General features: G+C 73.1%; 25 protein-coding genes. 20 read left to right on the top strand and 5 right to left on the bottom strand.

Annotated elements, in window-relative coordinates:
* Nucleotides 1–8 precede the first annotated feature (8 nt).
* From LN042_RS10475 to LN042_RS10410, 14 genes are all read left to right on the top strand, one after another.
* Complete coding sequence (locus LN042_RS10475; protein ID WP_230050744.1) at nucleotides 9–1,334, top strand: FKBP-type peptidyl-prolyl cis-trans isomerase; 1,326 nt, start codon at nucleotides 9–11, stop codon at nucleotides 1,332–1,334.
* 169 nt (nucleotides 1,335–1,503) lie between these two features.
* Nucleotides 1,504–1,878, top strand: a complete 375-nt coding sequence (locus LN042_RS10470; protein ID WP_230050743.1) for an FKBP-type peptidyl-prolyl cis-trans isomerase — start codon at nucleotides 1,504–1,506, stop codon at nucleotides 1,876–1,878.
* Nucleotides 1,879–2,039: 161 nt separating this feature from the next.
* Nucleotides 2,040–3,035, top strand: coding sequence for a helix-turn-helix transcriptional regulator (locus LN042_RS10465; RefSeq protein WP_230050742.1), 996 nt, complete (start codon nucleotides 2,040–2,042; stop codon nucleotides 3,033–3,035).
* Nucleotides 3,036–3,135: 100 nt separating this feature from the next.
* The gene (locus LN042_RS10460; RefSeq protein WP_230050741.1) at nucleotides 3,136–4,089 is read left to right on the top strand and encodes a helix-turn-helix transcriptional regulator; all 954 of its coding nucleotides are present in this window, start codon (nucleotides 3,136–3,138) and stop codon (nucleotides 4,087–4,089) included.
* Nucleotides 4,086–4,337, top strand: coding sequence for a hypothetical protein (locus LN042_RS10455; protein WP_230050739.1), 252 nt, complete (start codon nucleotides 4,086–4,088; stop codon nucleotides 4,335–4,337). Before LN042_RS10460 ends, LN042_RS10455 begins: the two co-directional genes overlap by 4 nt.
* A gap of 6 nt (nucleotides 4,338–4,343) precedes the next feature.
* Nucleotides 4,344–4,520: a hypothetical protein gene (locus tag LN042_RS10450; protein ID WP_230050737.1), complete on the top strand. Its 177-nt coding sequence runs from the start codon at nucleotides 4,344–4,346 to the stop codon at nucleotides 4,518–4,520.
* A gap of 126 nt (nucleotides 4,521–4,646) precedes the next feature.
* Nucleotides 4,647–4,907 carry a twin-arginine translocase TatA/TatE family subunit gene (locus tag LN042_RS10445; RefSeq protein WP_230050734.1) on the top strand — a complete coding sequence of 87 codons (261 nt, stop codon included), beginning with the start codon at nucleotides 4,647–4,649 and terminating at the stop codon, nucleotides 4,905–4,907.
* A gap of 113 nt (nucleotides 4,908–5,020) precedes the next feature.
* Entirely contained in the window at nucleotides 5,021–5,941 is a 921-nt protein-coding gene (gene tatC / locus LN042_RS10440; protein ID WP_372495707.1) for a twin-arginine translocase subunit TatC, read from the top strand.
* A 216-nt stretch (nucleotides 5,942–6,157) separates the two neighbouring features.
* Nucleotides 6,158–7,318: an NAD(P)/FAD-dependent oxidoreductase gene (locus LN042_RS10435; protein WP_230050730.1), complete on the top strand. Its 1,161-nt coding sequence runs from the start codon at nucleotides 6,158–6,160 to the stop codon at nucleotides 7,316–7,318.
* 13 nt (nucleotides 7,319–7,331) lie between these two features.
* Nucleotides 7,332–7,646, top strand: coding sequence for a (2Fe-2S)-binding protein (locus LN042_RS10430; RefSeq protein WP_230050728.1), 315 nt, complete (start codon nucleotides 7,332–7,334; stop codon nucleotides 7,644–7,646).
* Nucleotides 7,627–9,060, top strand: a complete 1,434-nt coding sequence (locus tag LN042_RS10425; RefSeq protein ID WP_230050726.1) for an FAD-dependent oxidoreductase — start codon at nucleotides 7,627–7,629, stop codon at nucleotides 9,058–9,060. Before LN042_RS10430 ends, LN042_RS10425 begins: the two co-directional genes overlap by 20 nt.
* 231 nt (nucleotides 9,061–9,291) lie before the next feature.
* Entirely contained in the window at nucleotides 9,292–10,155 is an 864-nt protein-coding gene (locus tag LN042_RS10420; RefSeq protein WP_230050805.1) for a dihydrodipicolinate synthase family protein, read from the top strand.
* A gap of 40 nt (nucleotides 10,156–10,195) precedes the next feature.
* On the top strand, nucleotides 10,196–11,200 hold the full coding sequence (locus tag LN042_RS10415) for a proline racemase family protein (RefSeq protein WP_230050724.1): 1,005 nt from the start codon (nucleotides 10,196–10,198) through the stop codon (nucleotides 11,198–11,200).
* Nucleotides 11,197–12,555, top strand: a complete 1,359-nt coding sequence (locus LN042_RS10410; RefSeq protein ID WP_230050722.1) for an aldehyde dehydrogenase family protein — start codon at nucleotides 11,197–11,199, stop codon at nucleotides 12,553–12,555. Before LN042_RS10415 ends, LN042_RS10410 begins: the two co-directional genes overlap by 4 nt.
* Here the strand turns inward: LN042_RS10410 and LN042_RS10405 are convergent.
* Nucleotides 12,507–12,782: a hypothetical protein gene (locus LN042_RS10405; RefSeq protein ID WP_230050720.1), complete on the bottom strand. Its 276-nt coding sequence runs from the start codon at nucleotides 12,780–12,782 to the stop codon at nucleotides 12,507–12,509. The genes LN042_RS10410 and LN042_RS10405 overlap by 49 nt on opposite strands.
* Here LN042_RS10405 and LN042_RS10400 point away from each other — a divergent pair.
* The 3 genes from LN042_RS10400 to LN042_RS10390 all read left to right on the top strand — a co-directional run bounded on the left by LN042_RS10400 (nucleotide 12,756) and on the right by LN042_RS10390 (nucleotide 15,858).
* Nucleotides 12,756–13,763, top strand: coding sequence for a proline racemase family protein (locus LN042_RS10400; protein ID WP_230050718.1), 1,008 nt, complete (start codon nucleotides 12,756–12,758; stop codon nucleotides 13,761–13,763). The genes LN042_RS10405 and LN042_RS10400 overlap by 27 nt on opposite strands.
* Nucleotides 13,764–13,855: 92 nt before the next feature.
* On the top strand, nucleotides 13,856–14,932 hold the full coding sequence (locus LN042_RS10395; protein WP_230050716.1) for an ornithine cyclodeaminase family protein: 1,077 nt from the start codon (nucleotides 13,856–13,858) through the stop codon (nucleotides 14,930–14,932).
* Nucleotides 14,933–15,135: 203 nt separating this feature from the next.
* Nucleotides 15,136–15,858, top strand: coding sequence for a GntR family transcriptional regulator (locus LN042_RS10390; RefSeq protein WP_230050714.1), 723 nt, complete (start codon nucleotides 15,136–15,138; stop codon nucleotides 15,856–15,858).
* Between the two features lie 894 nt (nucleotides 15,859–16,752).
* Here LN042_RS10390 and LN042_RS10385 read toward each other — a convergent pair.
* Together LN042_RS10385 and LN042_RS10380 are read right to left on the bottom strand one after the other, a co-directional pair.
* Nucleotides 16,753–17,412 (bottom strand): ABC transporter ATP-binding protein, encoded by a 660-nt coding sequence (locus tag LN042_RS10385; RefSeq protein WP_230050803.1) that lies wholly within the window; start codon nucleotides 17,410–17,412, stop codon nucleotides 16,753–16,755.
* Nucleotides 17,413–17,581: 169 nt separating this feature from the next.
* Nucleotides 17,582–18,655: an ABC transporter permease gene (locus LN042_RS10380; RefSeq protein WP_230050712.1), complete on the bottom strand. Its 1,074-nt coding sequence runs from the start codon at nucleotides 18,653–18,655 to the stop codon at nucleotides 17,582–17,584.
* A gap of 184 nt (nucleotides 18,656–18,839) precedes the next feature.
* Here LN042_RS10380 and LN042_RS10375 point away from each other — a divergent pair, with 184 nt between their 5' ends.
* Both LN042_RS10375 and LN042_RS10370 read left to right on the top strand, forming a co-directional pair.
* Nucleotides 18,840–20,528: a sensor histidine kinase gene (locus tag LN042_RS10375; RefSeq protein ID WP_230050710.1), complete on the top strand. Its 1,689-nt coding sequence runs from the start codon at nucleotides 18,840–18,842 to the stop codon at nucleotides 20,526–20,528.
* The gene (locus tag LN042_RS10370; RefSeq protein ID WP_230050708.1) at nucleotides 20,525–21,169 is read left to right on the top strand and encodes a response regulator; all 645 of its coding nucleotides are present in this window, start codon (nucleotides 20,525–20,527) and stop codon (nucleotides 21,167–21,169) included. Before LN042_RS10375 ends, LN042_RS10370 begins: the two co-directional genes overlap by 4 nt.
* 705 nt (nucleotides 21,170–21,874) lie before the next feature.
* Here the strand turns inward: LN042_RS10370 and LN042_RS10365 are convergent.
* Both LN042_RS10365 and LN042_RS10360 read right to left on the bottom strand, forming a co-directional pair.
* Nucleotides 21,875–22,813, bottom strand: coding sequence for a hypothetical protein (locus tag LN042_RS10365; RefSeq protein ID WP_230050706.1), 939 nt, complete (start codon nucleotides 22,811–22,813; stop codon nucleotides 21,875–21,877).
* 270 nt (nucleotides 22,814–23,083) lie between these two features.
* The gene (locus LN042_RS10360; protein ID WP_230050704.1) at nucleotides 23,084–23,488 is read right to left on the bottom strand and encodes a hypothetical protein; all 405 of its coding nucleotides are present in this window, start codon (nucleotides 23,486–23,488) and stop codon (nucleotides 23,084–23,086) included.
* 494 nt (nucleotides 23,489–23,982) lie between these two features.
* Between LN042_RS10360 and LN042_RS10355 the strand changes: the two genes are divergently transcribed.
* Entirely contained in the window at nucleotides 23,983–24,627 is a 645-nt protein-coding gene (locus LN042_RS10355) for a TetR/AcrR family transcriptional regulator (protein WP_230050701.1), read from the top strand.
* The last annotated feature ends 44 nt before the right edge of the window (nucleotides 24,628–24,671 follow it).

The following is a 24,671-nucleotide window of genomic DNA, read 5'->3' as shown; positions in this document are numbered from 1 at the left end:
GGGGAGAAATGGCTGAGAATCCGTCGGACCCGACCGAGGCCGACAGCCCGAGCGGGCCGCTCGCCGACCCGGTGGTCTCAGGGCCCGGGGCATCGATCGCGGGGCGCGAGTCGATCGTGGTTCCGCCGGCGATTCTCGCCCAACAGGCGGGCTGGTCGGAGCCGGGAACGGACGTGCCGGGCCCGGCCGCCCCGAAGTCGGACGAGCCGCAGGTCTTCGCGTCGACGGTGCGCAAGCAGCAGACGACCTCCGAGGCCGACTACGAGAACGTGGGCAGCGGCGGGAAGCTCGGTGTGGTGCTGGGCGTGGTGCTGGCGGTGCTGCTGGTCGGCAGCGGCATCGGTCTCTACGTGGTGAACAAGGGCAGTGACTCCAAGAGCACGGCCGCGGACTCCGCGACCAGCCAGCCGAGCCAGACCCCGACCAAGGACCCGGTGCCGCCGATCAAGACGGACGCCAAGGTGCTGCCGCAGGTCTCCGGTGACTTCGGCAAGAAGGCGGACATCACGCTGCCCTCGCAGAAGTCGGACGGCTCCTTCGTGGTGAAGCCGTTGAGCCAGGGCGACGGCGCCAAGGTCAACAAGGGCGACTGGATCTCGGCCACCTACACCGCCAAGGACTGGACGACCGGCAAGGACATCCCGGGCACCTACGACCAGGACCAGGGCAAGCCGCAGCTGTTCCAGGCGGGCCTGGGCAACCTGATCCCGGCCCTGGATTCCTCGGTGATGGGCCAGAAGGCGGGCACCAGGCTGCTGGTGGTGGCCCCGCCGGCGGCCGGCTTCGGCGACCAGGGCAACCCGAAGATGGGCCTGGGGCCGAAGGACGACATGGTGATCGTGATCGACATCCAGCGGGTGAACTCGCCGGGCGCCCGGGTGAGCGGCGACGTGACGCCGCCGCCGGCCGACTTCGCGGCGGTCAAGGTGAACGGCGACGGCAAGGCCGACACCATCACCCCGCCGGCGAACGCGGCCGATCCGAGCGACCTGAAGACCGCGGTGCTGATCCAGGGCAAGGGTCCCAAGGTCGAGAACGGCGAGCTGGTGATCGTGCAGTACACCGGCGTGACCCTGAAGGACGGCAAGGAGTTCGACTCCTCGCTGGACAAGAAGACCGCGTTCGGCTTCGTGGTCGGCGGCGGCAACGTGATCCAGGGCTGGGACAAGGGCGTGGCGGGCCAGAACGTCGGCAGCCGGATCGAGCTGGAGATCCCGGCGGCCCAGGCCTACGGCGCGAACCCGCCGCAGGGCAGCAACATTCCGGCCAACGCCTCGCTGACCTTCGTGGTGGACATCCTGGACGCCGGGATCGGCCAGCCGCCCCAGGGATGACAAGATAGGGGCCGACCGGCCGGGCGACCCGCCCCATCCTTCGGAAGGGGGTACCCCAGCCGGGTCTGATCAATGTGGGCGGCGGACGGCCGTACGGTGGTTCCCGAGGGAGCCTTACCGGCGGAGGTCCGCCGTCCTGTTGTTGTAGTGACGATGAGATGAGGCAGTTGTGAGCCAGAAGACCAAGCCGGAGATCGACTTCCCCGAGGGCCCGGCCCCGAAGGAGCTGGAGATCACCGACATCGAGGTCGGCACCGGCGCCGAGGCCAAGGCCGGCGACATGGTCGAGGTGCACTACGCGGGTGTCACCTTCGAGACCGGCGAGGAGTTCGACGCCTCCTGGAACCGCGGCCAGACCTTCAAGTTCCCGCTGGGCAAGGGCCGGGTCATCAAGGGCTGGGACGAGGGCGTCCAGGGCATGAAGGTCGGCGGCCGCCGCAAGCTGGTCATCCCCGCCCACAAGGCCTACGGCAACCAGTCGCCGAGCCCGCTGATCCCGGCGGGTTCGACCCTGATCTTCGTGGTCGACCTGATCAACGTCTGACCGTTCCGGTCTGACGGTCCGACCGGATCCCGACCGGTCGCGGGGCGGCGGTGGCGGGTGCGAGCCCGGTGCCGCCGCCTCGGCTTTCGCCGCGGGTCCCGCTACCGGTACGGTCGAGGCCGCCGGGGTCACCGGTACGGGTCGACTATGAAGGGTCAGCGATGGCGATCGCCAAGGCAGAGCGGCTGATGAATCTCGCCCTGTGCCTGATGAACACCAGACGACCGCTCTCCAAGCGGGAGCTGCGGGAGTCCATCGAGGCCTACCGGGAGGCCTGGGCGCAGGGCAGCGAGGACGCCTTCAACCGCATGTTCGAGCGGGACAAGGACGATCTGCGCGAGCTCGGGCTGGTGATCGACGTCGACGAGAACACCCTGGACGGCGAGGCCGGCTACCTCGCCCGCCCGGACCGCAACCGGCTGCCGGAGATCGCGCTGGACGCCGAGGAGGCGGCCGCGCTGAGCCTGGCTGCCAAGGTCTGGCAGCAGGCCCGGCTGTCCGGCGCGGCCAGTGGCGCGCTGCAGAAGCTGCGGGCCGCCGGGGTGCCCTACACCGAGGCACCGGCGGGCACCGCGCTGGAGCCCTACATCCCGGTGCGGGAGGCCGCGTTCGAGCCGCTGCTGCTGGCGGCGCGGGACCGGCGGCCGGTGAGCTTCGACTACCGCAAGGCGGGTGCCGCGGTGGTGGAGCCGCGGTCGGTGGAGCCCTGGGCGCTGGAGTGCTGGCGCGGCCACTGGTACCTGGCCGGCTGGGACCGGGACCGCGGCGCCTCCCGGGTGTTCCGGCTGAGCCGGATCGCGGGCAAGGTGCGGTCCCGGCAGGGCGCGTTCACCGCGCCGGTGCCCGAGCACGTGGACGTGCGCGCCACGGTGGCCCGGTTCGCCGGGGAGGGGGCGACCGCCACGGCCACCGTGAAGGTGCGCGGCGGTTCCGCCTACCCGTTGCGCGCCAAGGCGCTTGCCCAGCGTCAAGTCGACTGCGAATGGGACGAGTTGGAGATTCCGTACGGGCGCGGCCTGGCCGCGGACCTGTCCGAGTACGGTGCTGACGTGGTGGTGCTGGCGCCGCAGGAACTGCGTGCCGAGCTGATCGAGCGGCTGCGCGCGGTGGCCGGACCCGCCGTGCGGGCAGGCGTTGTCGAGGGGGAGCAGGCATGAGCGGGCGAAGCACGGCGGCGGCCCCGGCCGGAGGCTGGGGAAGGATCACGAGAAGGTGCGCATTGTGCGAAGCGCCTGACGAGCGAAGCGAGGCGGCCGCATGAGCAACGCGATCGACCAGACCCGGCGGATGCTCTCGCTGGTCACCTACCTGCGCGAGCGGCCCGGCGCCGAAGTCGCCGAGGTGGCCCGGGCCTTCGGGATCAGCGAGCGGGAGCTGATCGCCGACCTCAACGTGCTGCCGATGTGCGGCACCAGCTTCCGCGGCGGCGACCTGCTGGACATCGACACCGACGGCGAGCGGATCTGGTGGCACAACGTCGACGACGTGGCCCAGCCGCTGCGGCTGGCCGCCGACGAGGCCACCGCACTGCTGGTCGCCGCCCGCGCCGTGGCCTCGCTGCCCGGGTTGCGGGACCGCGACCGGCAGGCGCTCACCCGCGCGGTCGTCAAGATCGAGAACGCGGCGGGGGAGACCGCCGAGGGCAGTGCCCGGGTCGGGGTGACCTTCGAGGCCGAGGGCCAGGTCTTCGCCGACATCGACCGGGCGCTCAGCGAGGGCCGCCGCATCTGGCTGCGCTACTACTCGCACGGGCGCGGCGGCATGACCGAGCGCGAGGTGGACCCGATCCGGCTGCTCACCGAGGGCCACACCTACCTGGACGGCTGGTGCCGCACCTCGGAGGACCGCCGGCTCTTCCGGCTGGACCGGGTGGCCGAGATCAAGGTGCTGGACGAGCCCGCGGACCCGCCCCGGCTGGAGCCGCGGGACCTCTCCCAGGGGCTGGTGAACCCGGCGGCGGACGACCCCGAGGTGGTGGTGGAGGTCGGCCCCGGCGGGCGCTGGGTGGCCGAGTACTACACCCACGACACGGCGGAGGAACTGCCCGACGGCGGGCTGCGGATCACCCTGCGCAGCTCCGACCCGTCCGGACTGCGCACCCTGGCGCTGCGCCTCGGCGCCGACGGGCGGATCGTCCGGCCCGCGCCGCTGGCCGAGCAGGCGCGCGCGGCGGCCCGGGCGGCGCTGGCGGGCTACGAGGCCGCCGAGTGACCGAGGAGGACGCGGCGGGCGAAGCGGGGACCAGGTTCAAGGTCTACTGCTCGCAGTGCCGGGAGAAGGTGGAGCTGCCGGTGGGGGCGTTCCGGCTGGCGCTGGGCGCCACCAAGGAGCGCACCTTCTACGGCTTCACCTGTCCGGAGTGCGGCGCCGCGGTGCGCAAGCCGGCCGGAGAGAAGATCGTCGAGGCGCTGACCCGCGCCGGAGTGTCAACGATGCGGCTCGTGCCGATCGAGAGGTGACGGGACATGACCTGGGTTCTGCTGGCGGTGGTCGGCCTGGCCACCGTGGGCCTGCTGGTGCTGGGCGTGCTCGCGATGCGGGTGTGGGTGAACGTGCGGGGGCTGGCCCGGCAGGTCGACGCGGCCTCACGGGCGCTGGCGAGCGCGGCCGAGGAGCTCTCGGCGTCCGCCGCCGCCCGGTGAACGGCAGCCGTCGATCCCGCGACTTCACCTGCTGGTGACCACCGGGGGTCTCCTGCCGCCGAGGCGCGCGGGTTAGGCTCTGCTGTGGCCTCGGTGCAGCTCTCGTCCGGAAGTAGGTAGTCGCCCATGGGCAGAGTCCTGGCTTTCCTCATCATCATCGCGATGGCGGCGATCTTCTTCGGCGCCAAGCGGCTGCCCGACCTCGCCCGGTCCGCGGGGCGGTCGATGCGCATCCTCAAGGCCGAGACCGCCGCGCTGCGTGAGGAGTACAACCGGGAGGCCGCCCCCGCGGCGGACGCCGGACCGGCCCGGCTCATCAAGGCCGCGCCCGGTGACAGCACCACTGCCCGGCCGGTCGCCGAGCCATCCGCCGGCCGCGAGCGCTGACCGCGCTCGACCGGATGGTCCCGTGGCCGCCGCCCGGCGGGCCGCGTCGCAACGAGTTCTGAGGATCGGGGTTGAGCAAGTCTCCCAAGCCGCCGAAGACGCCCGACGGACGGATGTCCCTGGGCGATCATCTGCGCGAACTGCGGAACCGGCTGGTCAAGGCGGTGCTTGCGGTGGTGGTCTGCACCATCGTGGCGGCGTTCTTCAAGGACCAGCTGCTGCACTTCCTGATGAACCCGCTGCCCGCCTGCCTGCCGAACGGACAACCCAAGCCCGGGGTCAAGCACTGCGCGCAGATCGCGGTGATCGGTGTCACCCAGCCGTTCAACCTGACCCTGAAGGTCTGCCTGCTGGCGGGTCTGGTGGCGGCGGTGCCGATCTGGCTCTACCAGCTGTGGGCGTTCGTGGCACCGGGTCTGCACAGTCACGAGAAGCGCTACTCGCTGACCTTCCTGACGCTCGGCACGCCGCTCTTCCTCGGCGGCGTCACCTGCGCCTACCTGCTGATGCCGACCACCCTGGAAGTGCTCGGCTCGTTCACCCCGATCGGGGCGCAGCAGATCATGCCGGTGGAGAACTACCTCAACATCGCCACCCGGATGCTGCTGGTCTTCGGCCTGGCCTTCGAGTTCCCGCTGCTGCTGGTGATGCTCAACATGGCCGGGGTGCTCTCCGGCAAGCGGATGCTCGGCTGGTGGCGCGGCATGGTGATGGCCATCACGGTCTTCGCGGCCGTCGCCACGCCCAGCGCCGACCCGGTCAGCATGCTGGCCCTGGCCTCGCCGATCTGGGTGCTGTACTTCGTGGCGGTCGGCTTCTCGCTGCTCAACGACCGGCGCCGGCGCCGCAACAACCCGGATGCCGACCTGTCCGACGAGGAGGCCTCGCACCTGGACCTGTCGGTGGACGCGCTGGCGGGTGCCGAGGTGGTCGGCGCCTCCGCGCCCGAACCGGCCTCGTCGGCCCCGGTCGCCTCGGCGGCGCCCGCGCGTCCCGCGGACGGCTGGGGGCACGTGGACGACGACGTCACCTGACGTGCCCCGGTGCCCCCACGGTGCCCCGGTCGCTGCGGCGGCCGGGGCACCGACGTTTGCGCAGAGACGTTTGTGCGGAGACGTTTGTGCAGGGATGTCTGCGCATAGATGCTTGGGAAGGCCTGCCTGCGTGCAGAAGATTGCAGAAATGCGCTTCCGCAGGGATGTTGCACGGGTCTCTTGGCAGGTCGGTTCGCCATGTGACATATTACTGATGTGCCCACAAGACCAACCCACGACGTCGTGGTGATCGGTGCCGGCGTCGTCGGCGCCGCCTGCGCGTTCTATGCCGCCCGCGCCGGGCTCTCGGTCGCCGTCATCGACCGCGGCCCGGTGGCAGGGGGGACCACCGGTGCGGGAGAGGGCAACCTGCTGCTCTCCGACAAGCAGCCCGGCCCGGAGCTGGAACTCGCCAAGGTCTCCGCGCTGCTCTGGCAGGAGCTCGCCGACGAACTCGGCGCGGTGTTCGAGTACGAGCCCAAGGGCGGCCTGGTGGTGGCCGCCGACCCGGCCGGGCAGCTGGCCCTGGCCGCCTTCGCCGCCAAGCAGCGCGCCGCCGGAGTCACCGCCCACGAGGTCACCGCCGACCGCCTGGCCGAGTACGAGCCGCACCTGGCCCCCGGGCTGGCCGGCGGCTTCCACTACCCCGAGGACGCCCAGGTGCAGCCCGCCCTGGCCGCCGCCCACCTGCTGCGCGCCGCCGTCCGGGCGGGTGCCGCCCTGCACCTGGGCGAGCGGGTCACCGCACTGCTCACCGGGCCAGGTGGCGCGGTGCGCGGGGTGCGCACCGACCGCCGCGAGCTGGCCGCCGGCGCAGTGGTCAACGCGGCCGGCACCTGGGGCGGCCAGATCGCCCGGCTGGCCGGCGTCGAGCTGCCGGTGCTGCCCCGGCGCGGCTTCGTGCTGGTCACCGAGCCGCTGCCCCGGGTGGTGCGGCACAAGGTCTACGCCGCCGACTACGTGGCCGATGTGGCGAGCGGCTCGGCCGCGCTGCAGAGCTCCGGCGTGGTCGAGGGCACTCCGTCCGGCACCGTGCTGATCGGCGCGACCCGGGAGCGGGTCGGCTTCGACCGCACGGTCTCGGCGCCGGCGCTGGGCCGGCTGGCCCGGCAGGCGGCGGCCCTCTTCCCCTTCCTGGCCGACGTCCGGGTGCTGCGCGCCTACCGGGGCTTCCGCCCCTACCTGCCCGACCACCTGCCGGCGATCGGCGCCGACCCCCGGGCACCCGGGCTGCTGCACGCCTGCGGTCACGAGGGCGCCGGCATCGGCCTGGCCCCCGTCACCGGCTTGCTCATCGCCGAGCAGCTCACCGGGCGCCGACTGTCAACCGCCGACCCGGTGGACACCGCCCCCTTCCGTCCCGACCGCTTCGCCTGATCCCGAGGACGTCATGCGCCGAACCCCCGCCAGGCTGGCCGCCGCCGAGCCCGAGCCCGCCCACACCATCGAGTTCGACGGCCGCCCGATCCCCGCCCTGCCCGGGCAGACCATCGCCGCCGCACTCTGGGCCCAGGGCATCGTGGCCTGGCGCCGCACCCGGGGCGCCGGGCGGCCGCGCGGCGCGTTCTGCGGGATCGGCGCCTGCTTCGACTGCCTGGCCACCGTCAACGGCCGTCCCAACCAGCGCACGTGCCTGCTCCCGGCGGAGCCCGGCGACACCGTCACCACCCAGGAGGGCCACGGCCATGCCGACCTCGCCGTCTGACGCGGACCCCTGCGGCCCGTACGACCTGGCCGTGATCGGCGCAGGCCCGGCCGGCCTCGCCGGTGCGGTGGCCGCCGCCGACCAGGGCCTGCGCTGCGCGCTGATCGACGCCGGGGCCCGACCCGGCGGCCAGTACTACCGGCACCCGGCCCCCGGTCTGCGGGCCGCCCGGCCCGACCGGTTGCACCACCACTGGCCGGTCTTCGCCGAGCTCGCCGACCGGCTTGCCGCCCACCGCGCGGCCGGCCGGATCTCCTACCTGCCGCACCACCACGTCCACCTGCTGGAGCGGCGCGAGCCCTGGCGCCTGCACGCCGCCACCGGCGCCGACGGCAGCGGCCGGGCCACCCTGCGGGCCGCCGCCGTGCTGCTGGCCACCGGGGCCTACGAGCGCCAGCTGCCGTTCCCCGGCTGGACGCTGCCCGGCGTGGTCACCGCGGGCGGGGCGCAGGCGATGCTCAAGGCCGGCCTGGTGCTGCCCGGGCGGCGGATCGTGGTGGCGGGCAGCGGCCCGCTGCTGCTGGCCGCCGCCGCCTCGCTCACCGCCGCCGGGGCCGAGGTGCCGGCGATCGTCGAGGCCTCGACCTACCTGGGCTACGCCCGCCGCCCCGGCGTGCTGGCCGCCACGCCCGGCAAGCTGGCGGAAGGCGTGGCGCACGGCGCCGCGCTGGCCCGTCACCGGGTGCGGCTGCACCGGGCCAGTGCCGTCGTGGAGGCGCACGGCGGCAGGGGGGTTGCCCCGGCCGGAGGCTGGGAGAGGGTCGAGGCGGTCACGGTGGCCCGGCTGGACGCCGACTGGCGGCCGGTGCCCGGAACCGAGCGCAGGATCGAGTGCGACGCGCTGGCGATCGGCCACGGCCTGGTGCCGCAGCTGGAGCTCGCCACCGAGCTGGGCGCCGCCACCCGCGTGGTGCCGGACGGCACCGTGGCGCTGCGCGTCGACGCGCGCCAGCTGACCAGCGTGCCCGGGCTCTGGGCGGCCGGCGAGACCTGCGGCGTCGGTGGTGCTGAACTCGCACTGGCTGAAGGCGAGTTGGCTGCGCTCGCGATCGCCGGTCGGGCGCCGGTGGCCGGCCTGCTCTCGCGGCGGCGCCGCTTGCGCGCCTTTGCCGAGCTGATGGCCGCCGCCCACCGGCCGGGTGCCGGCTGGTCCGACTGGCTGCGTCCGGAGACCGAGGTCTGCCGCTGCGAGGAGGTGACCGCCGGGGCCATCGGCGAGGCGGTCGAGCGGCTCGGTGCCACCGACGCCCGGACGGTCAAGCTGCTCACCCGGGCCGGCATGGGCTGGTGCCAGGGGCGGATGTGCTCCTCGGCGGTGGCCTGCCTGGCCGGCATGGCCGAGCCGGTCGCCGACTCCCGTCCGCTCTCCGGCCCGGTCCGGCTCGGCGATCTCGCTGCGCTGCCGGAGGACTGACGGGCCCATCCGGACGCCCGGGAACGGCCTGGGCGTCCGGCTGGGCGTCCGGGGTCCATCCGCAGGTCCGGGCCACAGCTGGGCGTCCGGGCTTGGTCCGAATGTCCGTGCCATGTGTTCAAGTGCCCTCTTGTGCGCATTCCGGGCAGTCTGTAAAATGTCACACCTCATCAAGGAGATGCTCTCGTGACCAACCCCACCCACGACCGCACCCGCCCCTGGCGCGGCATCATGGTCGCCACCGCACTGCCGCTGCGCGAGGACCTGTCCGTCGACTACGACGCCTATGCCGAGCACGTCCGCTGGCTGATCGACAACGGCTGCGACGGCGTCGTCCCCAACGGCTCGCTCGGCGAGTACCAGACCCTCACCGCCGAGGAGCGCGCCCGCGTCGTCACCACCGCCGTCGAGGCCGCCGGTGACGGCGCCAGGGTGATGCCCGGCGTCGCCGCCTACGGCAGCGCCGAGTCCCGCCGCTGGGCCGATCAGGCCGCCGAGGCCGGTGCCGGCTCGGTGCTGCTGCTGCCGCCCAACGCCTACCGGGCCGACGCCGCCGCGGTGCGCGCCCACTACGCCGAAGTGGCCAAGGCCGGTCTGCCGGTGGTGGCCTACAACAACCCGATCGACACCAAGGTCGACCTGGTCCCCGCGCTGCTGGCCGAACTGCACGCGGCAGGCCACATCGTCGCGGTCAAGGAGTTCAGCGGCGACGTCCGCCGGGCGTACGAGATCGCCGAACTCGCCCCCAGCCTCGACCTGCTGATCGGCGCCGACGACGTGCTGCTGGAGCTCGCGGTGGCCGGCGCGGTCGGCTGGATCGCCGGCTACCCGAACGCACTGCCGCAGGCCACCGCCGCGCTCTACCGGGCCGCCGTCGCCAAGGACCTGGACACCGCGGTGCCGCTCTACAAGTCGCTGCACTCGCTGCTGCGCTGGGACTCCAAGACGGAGTTCGTCCAGGCGATCAAGCTCTCGATGGACATCGCCGGCCGCCCCGGCGGTCCGGTCCGGCCCCCGCGTGCGCCGCTGAGCGGTGACATCGAGACGGCCGTCCGCGCGGCCACCGAGAAGGCGCTGGCCGACGGCCTGCGCTGACCGCCTGAGCCATCCGCGTTATCCGACGAAAGGGTCAGCATTGCGTACTCGCCATGTCTTCCACGCCGTTGACTCGCACACCGAGGGCATGCCCACCCGGGTGATCACCGGCGGCTTCGGGGTGATCCCCGGAGCCACCATGGCCGAGCGGCGGATCCACTTCCAGCAGAACCTGGACCAGTTCCGCACCCTGCTGATGTACGAGCCGCGCGGCCACGCCTCGATGAGCGGAGCGATCCTGCAACCGCCGACCCGGCCCGACGCGGACTACGGAGTGCTCTTCATCGAGGTCTCCGGGCTGCTGCCGATGTGCGGCCACGGCACCATCGGGGTGGCCACCGTACTGGTGGAGACCGGCATGGTGCCGGTGGTCGAACCGGTCACCACCGTGCGCCTGGACACCCCCGCCGGGCTGGTCACCGCCGAGGTGCGGGTGGAGAACGGCGCCGCCACCGCGGTCACCATCCGCAACGTGGCCGCGTACTCGGTCGAGCTGGACCGCAAGATCGATGTTCCCGGCTGGGGGAGCGTCAGCTACGACCTGGCGTTCGGCGGCAACTTCTACGCGATCCTGCCGCTGGCCGAGTTCGGGCTGCCGTTCGAGCGGGCCCGCAAGCAGGAGATCCTCCAGGCCGGTCTTGCGCTGATGGACGCGATCAACGCCTCCGAGCAGCGCCCGGTGCACCCGTTGGAACCGTCCTTCCACAGCGTGCACCACGTCTACCTGGCCGCCCCGGGCTCGGACGCGGCGCACTCGCGGCACGCGATGGCCATCCACCCCGGCTGGTTCGACCGCTCGCCGTGCGGCACCGGCACCTCGGCCCGGATGGCCCAACTGCACGCGCGCGGCGAACTCCCGCTGGAGCAGGACTTCGTGAACGAGTCCTTCATCGGTACCCGGTTCATCGGCCGGCTGGTCGAGGAGACCGAGGTGGCCGGCCGGCCCGCAGTGACCCCCACCGTGACCGGGCGGGCCTGGGTCACCGGAACCGCGCAGTACTTCCTCGACCCGACCGACCCGTTCCCCGAAGGGTTCCTGCTGTGACCGCTGGTGCGAGTGTTCTGTCGTACAACCCCGCGGACCCGACCGACCTGGTGGTCGAGGTCCAGGCCGCCGGCGCCGACGGCGTCGCGGCCGCCGTCGAGCGCGCCCGCGCCGCGCAGCCGGGCTGGCTGGCCGCCGGCGCCGCGGCGCGCTCCGCCGCGCTCGACCGGGCCGCCGACGCGGTGGCCGGGCACGCCGGCGAACTGGCCGAGCTGGTGCTCCGCGAGGTCGGCAAGCCGCTCTCCGAGGCACGCGGCGAAGTGGCGAGGACGGTCTCCATCCTGCGCTACTACGCGCAGGCCCCCTACGCCGCCACCGGTGCGGTGCACGAGACGGCGGCCGGCGCCGGGCTGCTCTTCACCAGGCGCCGGCCGCACGGCGTGGCCGGCCTGGTCACGCCGTGGAACTTCCCGCTGGCGATCCCGGTCTGGAAGCTCGCCCCGGCGCTGGCCGTGGGCAACACCGTGGTGCTCAAGCCCGCCCCGGAGGCCACCGCCTGCGCGCTGCGACTGGCCGAACTGCTGGACCTGCCGGCGGACGTCCTCACCGTGGTGCCCGGTGCCGCGGTGGAAGGCGGCGCCCTGGTCGAGGCGGCCGACGTGGTGTCGTTCACCGGCTCCACGGCGGTCGGCGGCTCGGTGGTGCGGGTCAGCGCCGAGCGCGGCGTGCCGGTGCAGGCCGAGATGGGCGGGGTCAACGCGGCCATCGTGCTGCCCGGTGCCGACATCGAGCAGGCCGCCGCGCACCTGGCGTACGCCATCGCCGGTTACGCCGGTCAGAAGTGCACCGCCACCAGCCGGGTGATCGCGGTCGGCGACGCTTACCAGCCGCTGCGCGAGGCCATCGCGAAGGCACTGCCCGCGGTGGAGAAGGGGCCGGTGATCTCCGCCGCCGCGCGGGACCGGCTGGCCGGGGCGATCGGCTCGGCGGTCGCCGGCGGGGCGGCTGTCGTGACGGGCGGCCAGGCGGCGGACGGCGCAGGCTGGTTCATCGAGCCCACACTGCTGGAGGCGGTGCCGCAGGGGCATCCGCTGCTGGGTGAGGAGTTCTTCGGGCCGCTGGCCGTGCTGCTGCCCGCCGCCGACCTGGACGAGGCCGTCGCGCTGGCCAACAGCACCCGGCACAGCCTCTCCGCCTCCGTGCACACCGCCGACCTGGACGTGGCGCTGGCCGCCGCCGACCGGCTGGCGGCCGGCATGGTGCGGATCAACGCGCCGTCCAGCGGGGTCGACTTCCACCTGCCGTTCGGCGGCTCCGGGGCGGCCTCGTACGGGGCCAAGGAGCAGGGGCAGGCGGCGCTGGAGTTCTACACCGCCAGCCGCACCGTCTCGCTGCTGCCGGCGGGGACCGTCTGATGGGCGGTGGCGGCCGGCCGGCCGGTGGTGGGGCGGCTGATGGTGGGCTGGTCGGTGGTGGGGCGGCTGGTGGTGGGCTGGTCGGTGGTGGGGCGGCTGGTGGTGGGCTGGTCGGTGGTGGGGCGGCTGGTGGTGGGCTGGTCGGTGGTGGGCTGGTCGGTGGTGGGGCGGGCCGTGCCGGTGGGGTGGTCGGCGGTGGGTTGGTTGTCGAGACCGTCGACTACCACACCGCCGGGGAGCCCTTTCGGATCGTGCCGGCCGGGCTGCCGCCGATCGCCGGGGACACCGTGGCCGAGCGGCGGGCCATCGCGATCGGCGCCGGCGGGCGACCGACCGAACCGCGGCCCAGCGCGCTGGACACGGTGCGCCGGCTGCTCACCCGGGAACCGCGCGGACACGCCGGGATGTACGGCGGTTTCCTGGTGCCGCCGGACGACGACGAGGCCCACCTCGGGGTGCTCTTCTTCCACAAGGACGGCTACTCCACCGCATGTGGGCACGGCACCATCGCACTCGGTGCCTGGGCGGTGGACAGCGGGCTGGTGGCCGCGCCGGAGGACGGGCGGGCGCTGGTCCGGATCGACGTGCCGTCCGGCCGGGTCGCCGCCGTGGTGCACCGGACCGGCGGGCGGACCACGGCGGTGACCTTCCGCAACGTGCCCACCCGGGTGCTGGAGCGGGGGGTGCGGCTGAACGGTCCGCGGGCAGGGGCGCCCGGAGCGGGCGGGGTCGGGGACGGTCCGGTGACGGTCGACCTGGCCGACGCCGGTGCGGTGTACGCCTCGATGCGGGTGCCGGAGGTGTCGCTGAGGACCCTTCCGGAGCTGACCGCGCTCGGGCGTGAGCTCCGCCGCGAACTGCTCGACCGGTACGAGCTGTACGGGGTGATCTTCCACCAGGAGCTGGATGACGGTCCGGCAGGTCCGGTGCAGCGCAATGTCACCGTCTTCGCGGACGGGCAGATCGACCGCTCGCCCTGCGGTTCGGGCACCTCGGCCCGGCTGGCGCTGCTCGCGGACGAGGGCGCGCTGCGAACCGGGCAGGAGTTGCGGCACGAGTCGGTGATCGGCAGCGTGTTCACCGGGCGGGTGATCGGCGAGCGTGACGGGGCGTACCTGACGGAGGTGACCGGCCTCGCGCACCGCACCGGCGAACACCGGTTCGTGCTCCATGAGCAGGACGAGTTGGGAACGGGGTTCCTGTTGTGACACGGTCCGACCCTGCGGCCCCGGGCGCGGCTACCGGCGGGGGAGCCGCGCCCGGGGCCGCCCCCGGGGGTCAGGCCCCGGGGGCGCTGCCCATGGTGCCGGTGCGCCTGAGTCCGGCCGACGCCGTCGCGGCCCTCACCGAGGTGCTCCAGGGCGGCCTCGATCCGGAGTCCTGCCCGGCCCGTCTCGGAGTGCCGGTGCCGAGCGGGGAACTGCTGCTGATGCCGGCCGCGACCGCCGAGTACGCCGGAGTGAAGATCGCCGGCGTGGCGCCGCGGAACCCCGAGCGGGGCCTGCCCCGGATCACCGGCAGCTACCTCCTGCTGGACGGGGCGACCCTGCTGCCGCTGGCACTGCTGGATGGCGCCGCGCTCACCGCGCTGCGCACCCCGGCCGTGACCGCGCTCGCCCTGGACCGCCTTGCCGCACCGACCGCCAGCCATCTGGTGCTGTTCGGGACGGGCCCGCAGGCCTACGGGCACCTGGACGCGCTGCGCGGGGTGCGCCCGCTGGAGCGGGTCACCGTCGTCGGTCGGCGGTCCGGGCCGGTGGCCGAGCTGGTGGCCCACGCAGAGCGGCTCGGGCTGGCGGCGGCGAGCGGTACGCCGGACGCGGTCGCCGATGCGGACCTGGTGGTCTGCTGCACGACCGCCACCGAGCCGCTCTTCGACGGTGGCCGGGTCCCCGACCACGCTGCCGTGGCTGCCGTCGGCTCGCACTCGCCGACCGGGCGCGAGGTCGACAGTGCGCTGGTACGGCGGTCCGCCTGCTACGTGGAGGCGCGTGCGGTGGCGCTGCGCGAGGCCGGGGACCTCCTGCTGGCGCTGTCGCCCGAGGGCGCCGCCCCGCTGGCGGCGGGGGAGCAGCCCGCGCGGGGGCAGGCGGCGGGGGAACCGGCGGCGCGAGAGCAGGCCGCGTGGGAGCAGGCCGCGAGGGAGGAGGCCGCGTGGGGGGAGGCCGCGAGGGAGTGGACGAACCTCGCCGAGCTGGTCACGGGTGCGGGGGCCGGTGCTGTGGGGGCCGCTGGGGCAGGGGGTTCCGGCGTGGTGTCGGTGCCGCTGGACCGGCCGCGCTTCTTCAAGAGCGTGGGGATGGCCTGGCAGGATCTGGCCGTGGCAGTGGCCGCGTACCGTGCGTGGGGCGGACGGTGGCAGGCGGCCGGAGCCTGACCATGGTGCGGTGCTCGCCTCCGGCAGGGGTTGCTTGGTGCCAGGGCTGAGGGTGGACGGGCGTGTGGAACAGGCGTTCTGCAGCGCCAGGAGCGGCCCCGGCGTTCCCTGATGGCGCGTCAAGCGGCATGATGGATCGACCGAGAGCGCTAGAAGAAACGTGACATTGTACACTGGTGCTCCGCACCATCCGGAGGACCGCAGTGACCGAGTCGAAGCCCCGCCCCCTCATCTCCGTCCAGGAACGGCTGCGCGACCAGGTCGCGCACGCCCTGCGGGCTGCGCTCATTTCGGGCGAGCTGCGCCCCGGCGTGGTCTACTCGGCGCCAGCGCTGGCCGCCGACTTCGGGGTCTCGGCCACCCCTGTGCGTGAGGCGATGCTCGACCTGGCCCGCGAAGGCCTGGTCGAAGCGGTTCGCAACAAGGGTTTCCGGGTCACCGAGATGACCGAGCGCGACCTCGACGACTACACCGAGATCCGCGCGCTGATCGAGGTCCCGACCGTCGGCAGGGTCACAAGCACCGCCAGCAGCGAGCAACTGGAGGCACTGCGCCCGGTGGCTGAGGAGATCGTGGCCGCGGCGCGCAAGCACGATCTGATCGGCTACCTGGAGGCGGACCGCCAGTTCCACCTCACCCTGCTCGGCCTGGCCGGCAACGCCCACCTGGTCGAGGTCGTCGGCGACCTGCGCAAGCGCTCCCGCCTCTACGGCCTCACCCGCCTCGACCAGCGCGGCGACCTGGTCTCTTCCGCCGAGGAGCACCTGGAGCTGCTCGACCTGATGCTCTCCGGCGACGCGGCCGCCGCCGAGGACTGCATGTCCCGCCACCTCGGCCACGTCCGCTCCCTCTGGGCCGACCCGGTGGCCGACCCCGCCACCGGCCCGGAACCGGAGAAGCCGGCGCTGCGCCTCGGGGCGCGGTAGGCCCCGGCCCGGTCGGCCGGCCCGGGTTGTCGCCCCGGCCGGCCGCGGGTGCGGCCCGCGGGGTGCGGCGGTCCCGGGCGGGCGACGCCGGTCGGTCTTGGGGTGATGTCCTTGGGGCGCGTTGTTCCCGGGTGGGCAACGCGGGCTGAGCCTCGGGGGGCTTTCGGGGCGTGATAGCTCTGGCCGGGCGACGCCGGTCGGTCTTGTGGTGATGACCCCGGCGCGATGTTCCCGGGCGGGCAACGCGGGTTGAGTCTCCGGGGAGTGCCCTCGGGGCGCGGTAGCTCTGGCCGGGCGGCGCCGCGGTGACGGGCCTCCGCCGGCGACCGCCACGGTGCGCGGGAGTCGCGCGGAGCGAGCGAGGGGACGGGCGGCGGGCCCCCTGTGGCAGTCTTGCGTCACCCGCCCGTCGCGCCCGTGACCCGCACGGGTTCGCAGTCACGGTTTCGCAGCCGGGGGCGGCGAATTCGCTTACCGGCCATGGGCGGTTGGCTCGTGGCCGGATCCGGGGGGCTCGGTCGCGGCCTACGGCGAGCGCGACCGTTGTCTGAGCCGCTCGCCGTCGGAGCATGAGGAATCCGGGCTCGATCGCGGTGCGAGTCCTGGCGTGGTGCCTGCCGGGCCCCTCGCATCGTGCTGCCGCGACTGGATCGAGTCCGAGTTCGCCGCCCTGCGCGATTTCGCTCTCACCGATACCGACCACCGCAGCCACGGCGAGCAGAACGCCCGCGGCCGGCGGCGTGCAGGGCCAGCGCGGCGACTGCGAACGCTGGCGACAGCGAAGCCTGGTGCCTGGTGCCTGTTGCCCGTTGCCCGTTGCCCGGGCCGGTCGGTTGCCGGGGGCCGGTTGTGGTGGGGCCCGCCGCGACCGGGCCGCTCGGGGGCGTCGGCTGCTCATCGTGTCAGCTTCCCGTCGTGCATCTCCAGGACGCGATCGGTGCAGTCCAGGAGCGCGTGGTCGTGGGTGACCATGATGGTGGCGGTCCGGTGCTGTTCAGTGACGTCGGCCAGGAGCTCCACGATCTGGCGGCCGCGTTCGTGGTCGAGGGCGGAGGTCGGCTCGTCCACCAGGAGCACCGAGGGGCTGCCGAACAGTGCCCGGGCGATGTTCACGCGTTGGCGCTCGCCACCGGACAGCTGGTGAGGGCGGCGCTGCTGCTTCGGTCCGGTGAGACCGACGGAGGCGAGCAGCGATTCCGCGCGGATCCGTGCGGCGGACGGGCGTTCTCCTCGCAGGTGGGCGACGGCCAGCAGCTGTTCAACGGCGGTCAGCGAGGCCAGCAGGTTGGACTGCTGGAAGACGATCCCGAGCCGCTGCCGGCGCAGCGCGGTGCGGGCGGCGGGGCTGAGGGTGCCAGCATCCTGATCGTCGATCAGCACCTGGCCCCGGTCGGGAGTGAGGAGGGTGGCGGCCACCGCCAGCAGGCTGGACTTACCGGAGCCGGACGGGCCGACCACTGCGGCGAACTCACCAGGGGCGACCCGGAGTTCGACGTCGTCCAGCGCGGTCAGGCGCTGCTCGCCGTCGGGATAGGTGAGGGTGACACCGTGCATGGCCAGTCCGGTACGGGTGGCCGCGGCGGCCGGGGCGGTGAGGGAGGTCACGGCTGGACCCTTTCTGTGGCGGCCCCCACGGCGGGGGTGGCGAGGATGGAATTGCTGGGGGCGGGTATTGGAGAGGCGGAGCCGGCAAGGGCGGAGATCGAGAACGCGGGGCGGGCGCTCATCGGCCGGCACCGAGGGCGGTGAGCGGGTCGACAACGGTGATGCGGCGGACGGCCAGAGCGGCGCCGAGCAGGCCGAGCAGCACCATCACGGCCACTGGAACGGCCACGCCGGCCGCGCTCAGGTCGAATGGCACGGAGGCGGTCGCGACGGCCCCGCCGACCGCGCCGGCGGCACCGCCCAGCAGCGCCCCGCCCAACAGGACGGCGGCGGCCTGGGCCAATGCGTCCCGGACGAGGTAGCCGCTGCTGGCTCCGACCGCCTTGAGGATCGCGATGTCCGGTTTGCGCTGGACCGTCCAGACGGTGAAGAACGCCCCCACGACCAGCGCACTGACCGCGAACAGGAACCCCTGGATCAACTGCAGGCTGCCCTGCTCGGCCGAGTATCCGTCGATCCCGGTCACGGCATCGTCCAGCGCGACGGCCTTGGTGTTCTGGGCCCGGTCGACGGCGCCCGGGTCAGCCCCGGGCCCCAGCGAGACCGCCAGGGCGGTGGGCTGGTTCTGGCCGGTCACCGCTTGCCAGGTGGCCAGGGTGGTCCAGACGGTCGGGGCGTGGGCGTAGGAGCGGTCGGCCGTGATCGCGGCCACGGTCAAGCTGCGGGCACCCACCCGGATCTGCTGCCCCACCGTCAGATGGTTCGACGAGGCGGTGTCGGCGCCGACCGCGACCTGCCCGTCGGCGGGGGCGGTGCCCGAAGCGAGCGGGGGAAGCAGGGTCGAAGGTGCGCCGAGCACGCTCACCGAGGTGGCTGAGCCGGTACCGGTGAGGCGCGTCATCGCCAGGCCGATCCCGGCGGCCGAGCGCACTCCGGGGGCTGCTGCCCAGCCGGCCTGTTGGTCAGGGGTCACCGTGCTGGAGCTGAAAGAGACGGCGGGGGCGGCACCCGGAGGCGCGCCGAAGACGATCCGGTCGACCGGGAGCCTGGCGACGGTCGAGGAGGCGGCCGAGGCGAGGCCGCCGGTCAGGCCGTAGAGGAAGACCACCAGGGTGGTGATCATGGCCACCACCGTGCCCATCAGGGCGAACCGGCCCCTGGCGAATCGGATGTCACGCAGGGCGACGAACATGGGTGCTCTCCCCGAGGTCGAGGCGGTCGACTGGACTGCAATCCACTCTTCCGTTCGACCGGCCGGCTCGGTATCGATGAGAAGGTTTGTTCGGCGCCCCATCGTTCGATGGACCCTCGAATCCATCAAACGATTGATGCTGTGGCGGGTGGATCGTCGCTGGCCAGGCCGTACTCTCGGATCCGTGAACCGCTTCGACAGCTCCGCCCTCGCCGCCCCGGCGCCCACCGGGCACGCGGCGAGCACGCCCGCCCTGCGGATGATGAACCTGGCCCTGCACGGGCTGTTCTTCACCCTGCTGGCGGTGCTCGTGGTGCGCGGGCTGATCACCGGCGAGCTCGGGCAGACCAGCCTGCTGACCGCGATCACGCTCGGCTCGCTCTACGGCCTCGGCGGGGTCGGCCAGCGGATCCGTGCCGACCGCCGGTGGGCCGGCGCCTGGCTGGCCGGCGTGCTGGTGCTGTGGTCCGGGCTCACGGTGGTGCATCCGGAGTTCAGCTACCTCGCCTTTCCGCTCTACTTCCTGTTGCTGCACCTGCTGTCCGTGCTGCCGGCGATCCCGGCGGTGCTGGGGGTCACCGGGATAGTGGTGGCGGCCCAGGCGCAGACCGCCGGTGGGCTGACCACGGCCAAGGTGGTCGGCCCGCTGGCCGGGCTGGCGGTCGCGGTGCTCACCGCCGCCGGCTACGCCGCGCTCTACCGGGAGAGCCGTGCCCGGGCCCGCGCGGTCGACGTCGCGATGCGCATGGTTCACGAGCTGACCGAGGCTCGCAATGAGCTCGCCAGGAGCCAGCGTGCGGCCGGCCGCCTGGCCGAGCGCCAGCGCCTGGCGGCCGAGATCCACGACACGTTGGCCCAGGGGCTGTCCAGTATCGTGCTGCTGGCCCGCTCGGCTGAGTCGGCGCTCCCGTCGGATCCGTCCGCCGCCGCGGAGCGGATCGGTGAGCTGGGGCGTACGGCTGCGGAGAACCTCGCGGAGGCCCGCCGGTTCGTCCGGGAGCTCACTCCGCCGGCCTTGGAGGAGGCCAGCCTGAGTGAGGCGCTGCGGCGCTTGGCCGAACGTCGCGGCGCCGACTTCCACCTGGAGGGCGAGCCCTGTCCACTGCCGGTGGAGGGGGAGGTGGCGCTGTTGCGGCTGACTCAGCAAGCGCTGGCCAACGCGGTGCAACACGCCCAAGCCACTCGGATCGCGGTCACTCTGGGTTACTTGGACCACGAGGTCACGCTGGACGTGTTCGACGACGGCGTGGGCTTCGACCCACACACACACCGCTCCGGGGAGCAGAGCGGCTTTGGCCTGCACGGCATGCGTGAACGAATGGCGGCGCTCGGCGGCGTGCTGACCGTCGAGTCGGCCCCGGGGGAGGGCACGGCCGTGGCGGCCGCCATTCCGATCCCCGCAGTCGACGTGTCACCCGGCGAGCAGGGCGGCGATGATGGTGCGCTGGCGGCACGGCGCGGCGGCAGGGGCGGCGACAAGGAGTCGACGCTCCACGGAGAGCGGTCCGGCAAGCAGGAGCCGGCGGGCGGTCGGGCGCCGGCCTACGGGGAGGTGGCGGCCACCGGCGATGAGCCGCTGACCGCCGGTGTGCGGACTGGTGGCGATCCCGCCACCAGTCAGCCCAAGGCACTCGGCGGTGAGGAAGACCTGGATGATGCGGTCGAGGACCTGCGGACGTGGTCGCACGTCGGAGGGGAGCTCGCGGTCGGCGGCTTCGAAACGAGCGCACGACATCAGGGCGACGACCGCCACCACCGTGCCGCCGGGCGCCTCAAACCCACCCCGCCCATCGTCACCAGGCTCATGACTGGTCGCTTCGTCCCGCGCCGACGAGTTCGAGGTGCGCTGATCGGCGAGCGGAGTCACTCGTGATCCGTGTCCTACTGGTGGACGACCACCCGGTGGTCCGTCGAGGCTTGCGCGCGATGGTGGATGAGCTGCCCGAGCTGTCCGCCGTCGGTGAGGCGGCAGACGGTGCCGAGGCGTTGAGCCTGCTGGCGGAGCTGGCGGAGAGGGGCCAACCGCGGCCCGACGTGGTGCTGATGGACCTCCAGATGACGGGCGGCATGCACGGCGTCGAGGCCACCAGGCGGATCACCGCGCTGCCGGACCCACCGGCGGTGCTGATCCTGACGACCTACAGCACCGACGCCGACATCCTCACCGCGGTCGAGGCGGGTGCCACCGGCTACCTCCTGAAGGACACCCCGCCGGAGGAACTGGTGGCAGCCGTGGAGGCGGCGGCTCGAGGGGAGACCGTGCTGGCGCCACCGGTTGCGGCCCGCCTGCTCGGCCGGGTCCGCGACGGAAGGCCAACGCTGTCGCCACGGGAGGCGGAGATCCTGCAACTGGTCGCCGAGGGTCTGCCGAACCGGCAGATCTCCAAGCGGCTCTTCATCAGCGAGGCCACGGTGAAGACACACCTGGTGCACATATTCGAGAAGCTCGATGTGGACAGCCGCACGGCAGCCATCGCCGCAGGCTTGGCCGCAGGGTTGATCCGGCCGACCTGACCTGACCTGGCCTGACGCCAAGCGAGCCCGGCCGGACGCTGGCGGGCCCGACGGCTGGCGGGTGGTGCGCGGGTGCTTCCGGCGGGCTGCGGCGGCTGGGTGGCTGGCAGCCTTGGCAGGCTGCGGCGGACCCTCGCTGCACGGCCAGTGGGCAGCGGAACCGGCGCCGCGCGGGGGCAGCGGTCGGCAGTACCGGGAGGCGTGGGTGGCGCGGCCGAGGCGTGGCCGCTCGGTGCGTTTGGCCGAGGCTCGGTGCGCTCGGCGGTGGCTCACCCCGGCGGTCGCACGGTGGTGGCTCGGCGCGCTCGGCGATGGCAGGGTGCGCCTGGTGGTGGCATGGCGCGCTGCACGGGACCGGCGTTGTGCTGCCTGCAGTCAGTCGGCCGTGAGGGCTCGCCGGCGGTGCTCAGCGGTTCACGTTGCCCCGCTCGCCCGTGGCCGGGTCGCCGGCCACCGCCGGTTGCCAGTCGCAAGGTGCTTCTTCGCCAAACGCGGGCTGTGGTGCCCGTGTCACCGAGGCGCCATGGAGGGAGACTCAGGAGTTCGCTCGCCGGCGCTCGGTGCGAGGCCGGACGCAGCACGGCTTCGCTCGCGGCGTCAGCTGTGAGGCGTCTGCCTCACGCTGCGTCAGCCGCGAGCGAAGTGGTGTGCGGGTCATCGGGAGAGACCAGCGGTTGGTGGCCCCGAGGGGCCGTCGATCAGGCGTCAGCCCTTGGTCACGCAGCTGTTCGCCGAGTTGGACCACAGGCCCTGGAGGTCGAAGCTGCCGGTGGAGAGCTTGACGAAGGAGTCCATGTTCTCGCAGGCGTCGCCGATCTCACCGTTGCCGCCGTTCCAGCCGATGCTGGGCCAGAAGTCGGTGACCGTCTCCGCGTACTCGTGGGTCTCGGTGGATTCGATGCCAGAGAGAGCGCGGCCGTCGCTCAGCGTGGTGCAGCCGTCGATGCCGGTGTCGGGGACGTACGGCAGGTTGGTGTAGGCCAGCGTGCCGTAGGACGAGCTGGTCTTGTCGTGCCAGGCGCAGAAGCCGCTGTTCGGGAAGCCGTCGGGGTGGGTGCCGGTGGCGGAGAGCACCACGTACTGGGCGTTCAGGTTGGGAGCCTGGGTCGTGTTGCCGAAGTGCCCGGCGGCCTTGGCCGCCTCGGCCCCGATCTGCGACGCGGTGGCGCTGCTCGGTGCGGCGGCGGCGTTGTCGAACCAGACGCCGGCGAGCGGGGAGCTGGCGGGGTGCTGGACATGGGTGCCGCTGCTGCCGCAGGTCACGGTGCCCTTGGCGACGCCTTCGCAGTACTGGTCGAGGATGGTGCCCCAGGTGTCCTGGGAGCCGTAGAGGCCCTTGAAGAGGTTCTGCATGTCGGGGGCGACGCCGGCCGGGTCGTTCTTCCACTGGGAGCCCCAGAAGACCAGGTAGACCTTGGGGGTGGGAGACACCACGCCCTGGCTGGCGCTGGAGCCCACGCTCAGGGTGCTGCTGCTCGTCTTGGCAGCCGGCGCGGCGTGCGTGCCGCCGTGCAGTGGCTTGACCCCGAAGTGGGTCGGGCTTGCCGAAGCAGGGCTGCTGCCCGCGAAGCCGGCGACGGCGAGGGCGGCTGTGCCGAGGACGGCGAGCGCGCGGCTGGCGGAGGCAAGGGGGCGGATGGGCATGGGGGAGTCCTCCCGGAGTGAGGGCGCGGTGCAGGACACGCGAAGAGGTGGGGGTGCGTGTGGTGCAGCGGCTACCCAACCAGTTGGCCCCGGAAGGCGTCTATACCTAAGACATGACAACACGACAGATTTTACTGACACGACACAAGAGGGCGGAACTTTGTGCTGACAAAGCGGGCTTCATCAGCAGAATCTGATGAAGCCCGCCAGGTGGGGGAGTTGGGTGTGGTGGGAACCGGGTTCAGCAGACGGGGATCATCACCGTCAGCGTCAACCGGTGCGGCGCCGGGTTGGAAGTCGGGGTGCGCTCAGCCACTTGGAGCCGGCCGGCAGTGTTGCGGTCAGGCTCCCACGGCAGGGGTAGTCGGTGGACGGCAGGAGGTCGCGCTCCACGATCTCGAAGTCGGCGGGTCTGCCTGGCGCGGTCGGCAGGGGCGGCCGCCACAGTTCAACTGCTGCGTTGGTGGCGGGAGCTGAGGTGTTGAAGCGCCAAGACGCGGAGCTGTCGCCCGGGTTCTGCGTCGCGTCCCCGGTGACCACGGCGGTGCCGCCCGGGTAGCTGCGCGGGCCGGGCGTGGGGCTGATCGTCTTGGCGAAGATCTGCGAGGTCTCGCAGTTGCCGGGGGAGAGGTTCCTGGCGGCCGGGAAGCGGATCCAGTTCCAGCCGCCGTCCACCGGTCCGCCGTGGTCGGTGACCAGGGTAAGGCCTGGGTCGCCGGGGCGTCGGTCCAGCTCACCCCGTCGGGTCGGTGGGCCTGACCGCCGTCGGCCGCCGGACTGACTGGGTCGGTTCGACCGCCCTGAGCCGTTTGGTCGGACTGCCCCGCCTCATCTGGTTGGCCGGCGTCGTCGGCAGACTGCTCCGACTGCTCCGACTGCGTCGCCTGTTCAGAGTGGGTGGCCTGCCCCGATCGCGTGGCCGGCGTCGACTGGCTTCGTGCGGTAGGTGATGCGGCCGTCTGCGCGGCCGGGGCAAGCGGGAGCGGTAGCAGCACGACTGCCGCGAGCAGAGCCGGGATTCCGCATGAGGGTACTCCGAGGGGATGAACTCCGAGGCGATGTCGAAATGAACGTCGTCGTTGGCTGGCGAAACCACGCAGTGGCAGGGCGGCTCGCTCAGCGCGGTTACTCCGCCCGGTGGCCCTGAGCAGGTATGGGAGGATCGCGCAATGCCCTCACACGACCTCTCGCCCCCTGCCGTCGCCCGTGGCGGCCGAGCCCAGGTGCTCGCCGCGGCGGCCGAGTTGTTCACCCGAGACGGCTACGCCGCCACCACCACTCGGGCCATCGCCGAGCGGGCGGGCATCCGGCAGTCGACGCTCTACCACCACTTCGCCAACAAGGACGACATCCTGGCGACGCTGCTCGAAGGCACCGTCGCCCCCACCGCGTCGTATGCGGAACGGCTGCTGACAACCGCCGAACGGGTGCCCGGAGTGCGCCTGTGGGCGCTGGTCCGCTTCAACGCGGAGCTACTGCTCGGCGGCCTGTCCAATCTCGGGGCGCTGTACCAGCTGCCGGAGGTGCGCGGCGAACGGTTCACCGAGTTCCGCCAGACCCGCTGCCGCCTCGCCGCCTGCTACCGCGAGCTGATCCGCCCGCTTCAGCCGTTGCCCGAGGCGGAGCTGCGGCTGCGCGGCGAACTGGTGCTGGGCCTGGTCGAGGGGGCGGTCGCGGTGGCACGCGGGTGCAGCGACCAGGACGCCGCCCAGGTTGCCACCGCAGCGGCGGACGCCGCCGTGCGGCTCGCATCCGACCACGGCTGCCCGACCGAGCAGCTGGCCCTGCTGCGGGTGGCCGCGCTCTCCCTCTGATCGAAGCTCCTGTGCAAGCGAGCTTCCTGTGCAAGCGAGCCTCG

Origin of the sequence: Kitasatospora humi (genome assembly GCF_020907985.1) — a bacterium.
GTDB classification, from domain to species: Bacteria; Actinomycetota; Actinomycetes; order Streptomycetales; family Streptomycetaceae; genus Kitasatospora; species Kitasatospora humi.
This window is presented reverse-complemented; position numbering and strand designations above follow the sequence as displayed.

Coding starts and splice junctions, on each gene's coding strand:
- LN042_RS10475 (WP_230050744.1), top strand. CDS start 9: ATGGCTGAGAATCCGTCGGACCCGACCGAGGCCGACAGCCCGAGCGGG.
- LN042_RS10465 (WP_230050742.1), top strand. CDS start 2,040: ATGGCGATCGCCAAGGCAGAGCGGCTGATGAATCTCGCCCTGTGCCTG.
- LN042_RS10460 (WP_230050741.1), top strand. CDS start 3,136: ATGAGCAACGCGATCGACCAGACCCGGCGGATGCTCTCGCTGGTCACC.
- LN042_RS10450 (WP_230050737.1), top strand. CDS start 4,344: ATGACCTGGGTTCTGCTGGCGGTGGTCGGCCTGGCCACCGTGGGCCTG.
- LN042_RS10445 (WP_230050734.1), top strand. CDS start 4,647: ATGGGCAGAGTCCTGGCTTTCCTCATCATCATCGCGATGGCGGCGATC.
- tatC (WP_372495707.1), top strand. CDS start 5,021: ATGTCCCTGGGCGATCATCTGCGCGAACTGCGGAACCGGCTGGTCAAG.
- LN042_RS10430 (WP_230050728.1), top strand. CDS start 7,332: ATGCGCCGAACCCCCGCCAGGCTGGCCGCCGCCGAGCCCGAGCCCGCC.
- LN042_RS10425 (WP_230050726.1), top strand. CDS start 7,627: ATGCCGACCTCGCCGTCTGACGCGGACCCCTGCGGCCCGTACGACCTG.
- LN042_RS10420 (WP_230050805.1), top strand. CDS start 9,292: ATGGTCGCCACCGCACTGCCGCTGCGCGAGGACCTGTCCGTCGACTAC.
- LN042_RS10395 (WP_230050716.1), top strand. CDS start 13,856: ATGGTGCCGGTGCGCCTGAGTCCGGCCGACGCCGTCGCGGCCCTCACC.
- LN042_RS10385 (WP_230050803.1), bottom strand. CDS start 17,412: ATGCACGGTGTCACCCTCACCTATCCCGACGGCGAGCAGCGCCTGACC.
- LN042_RS10380 (WP_230050712.1), bottom strand. CDS start 18,655: ATGTTCGTCGCCCTGCGTGACATCCGATTCGCCAGGGGCCGGTTCGCC.
- LN042_RS10365 (WP_230050706.1), bottom strand. CDS start 22,813: ATGCCCATCCGCCCCCTTGCCTCCGCCAGCCGCGCGCTCGCCGTCCTC.
- LN042_RS10355 (WP_230050701.1), top strand. CDS start 23,983: ATGCCCTCACACGACCTCTCGCCCCCTGCCGTCGCCCGTGGCGGCCGA.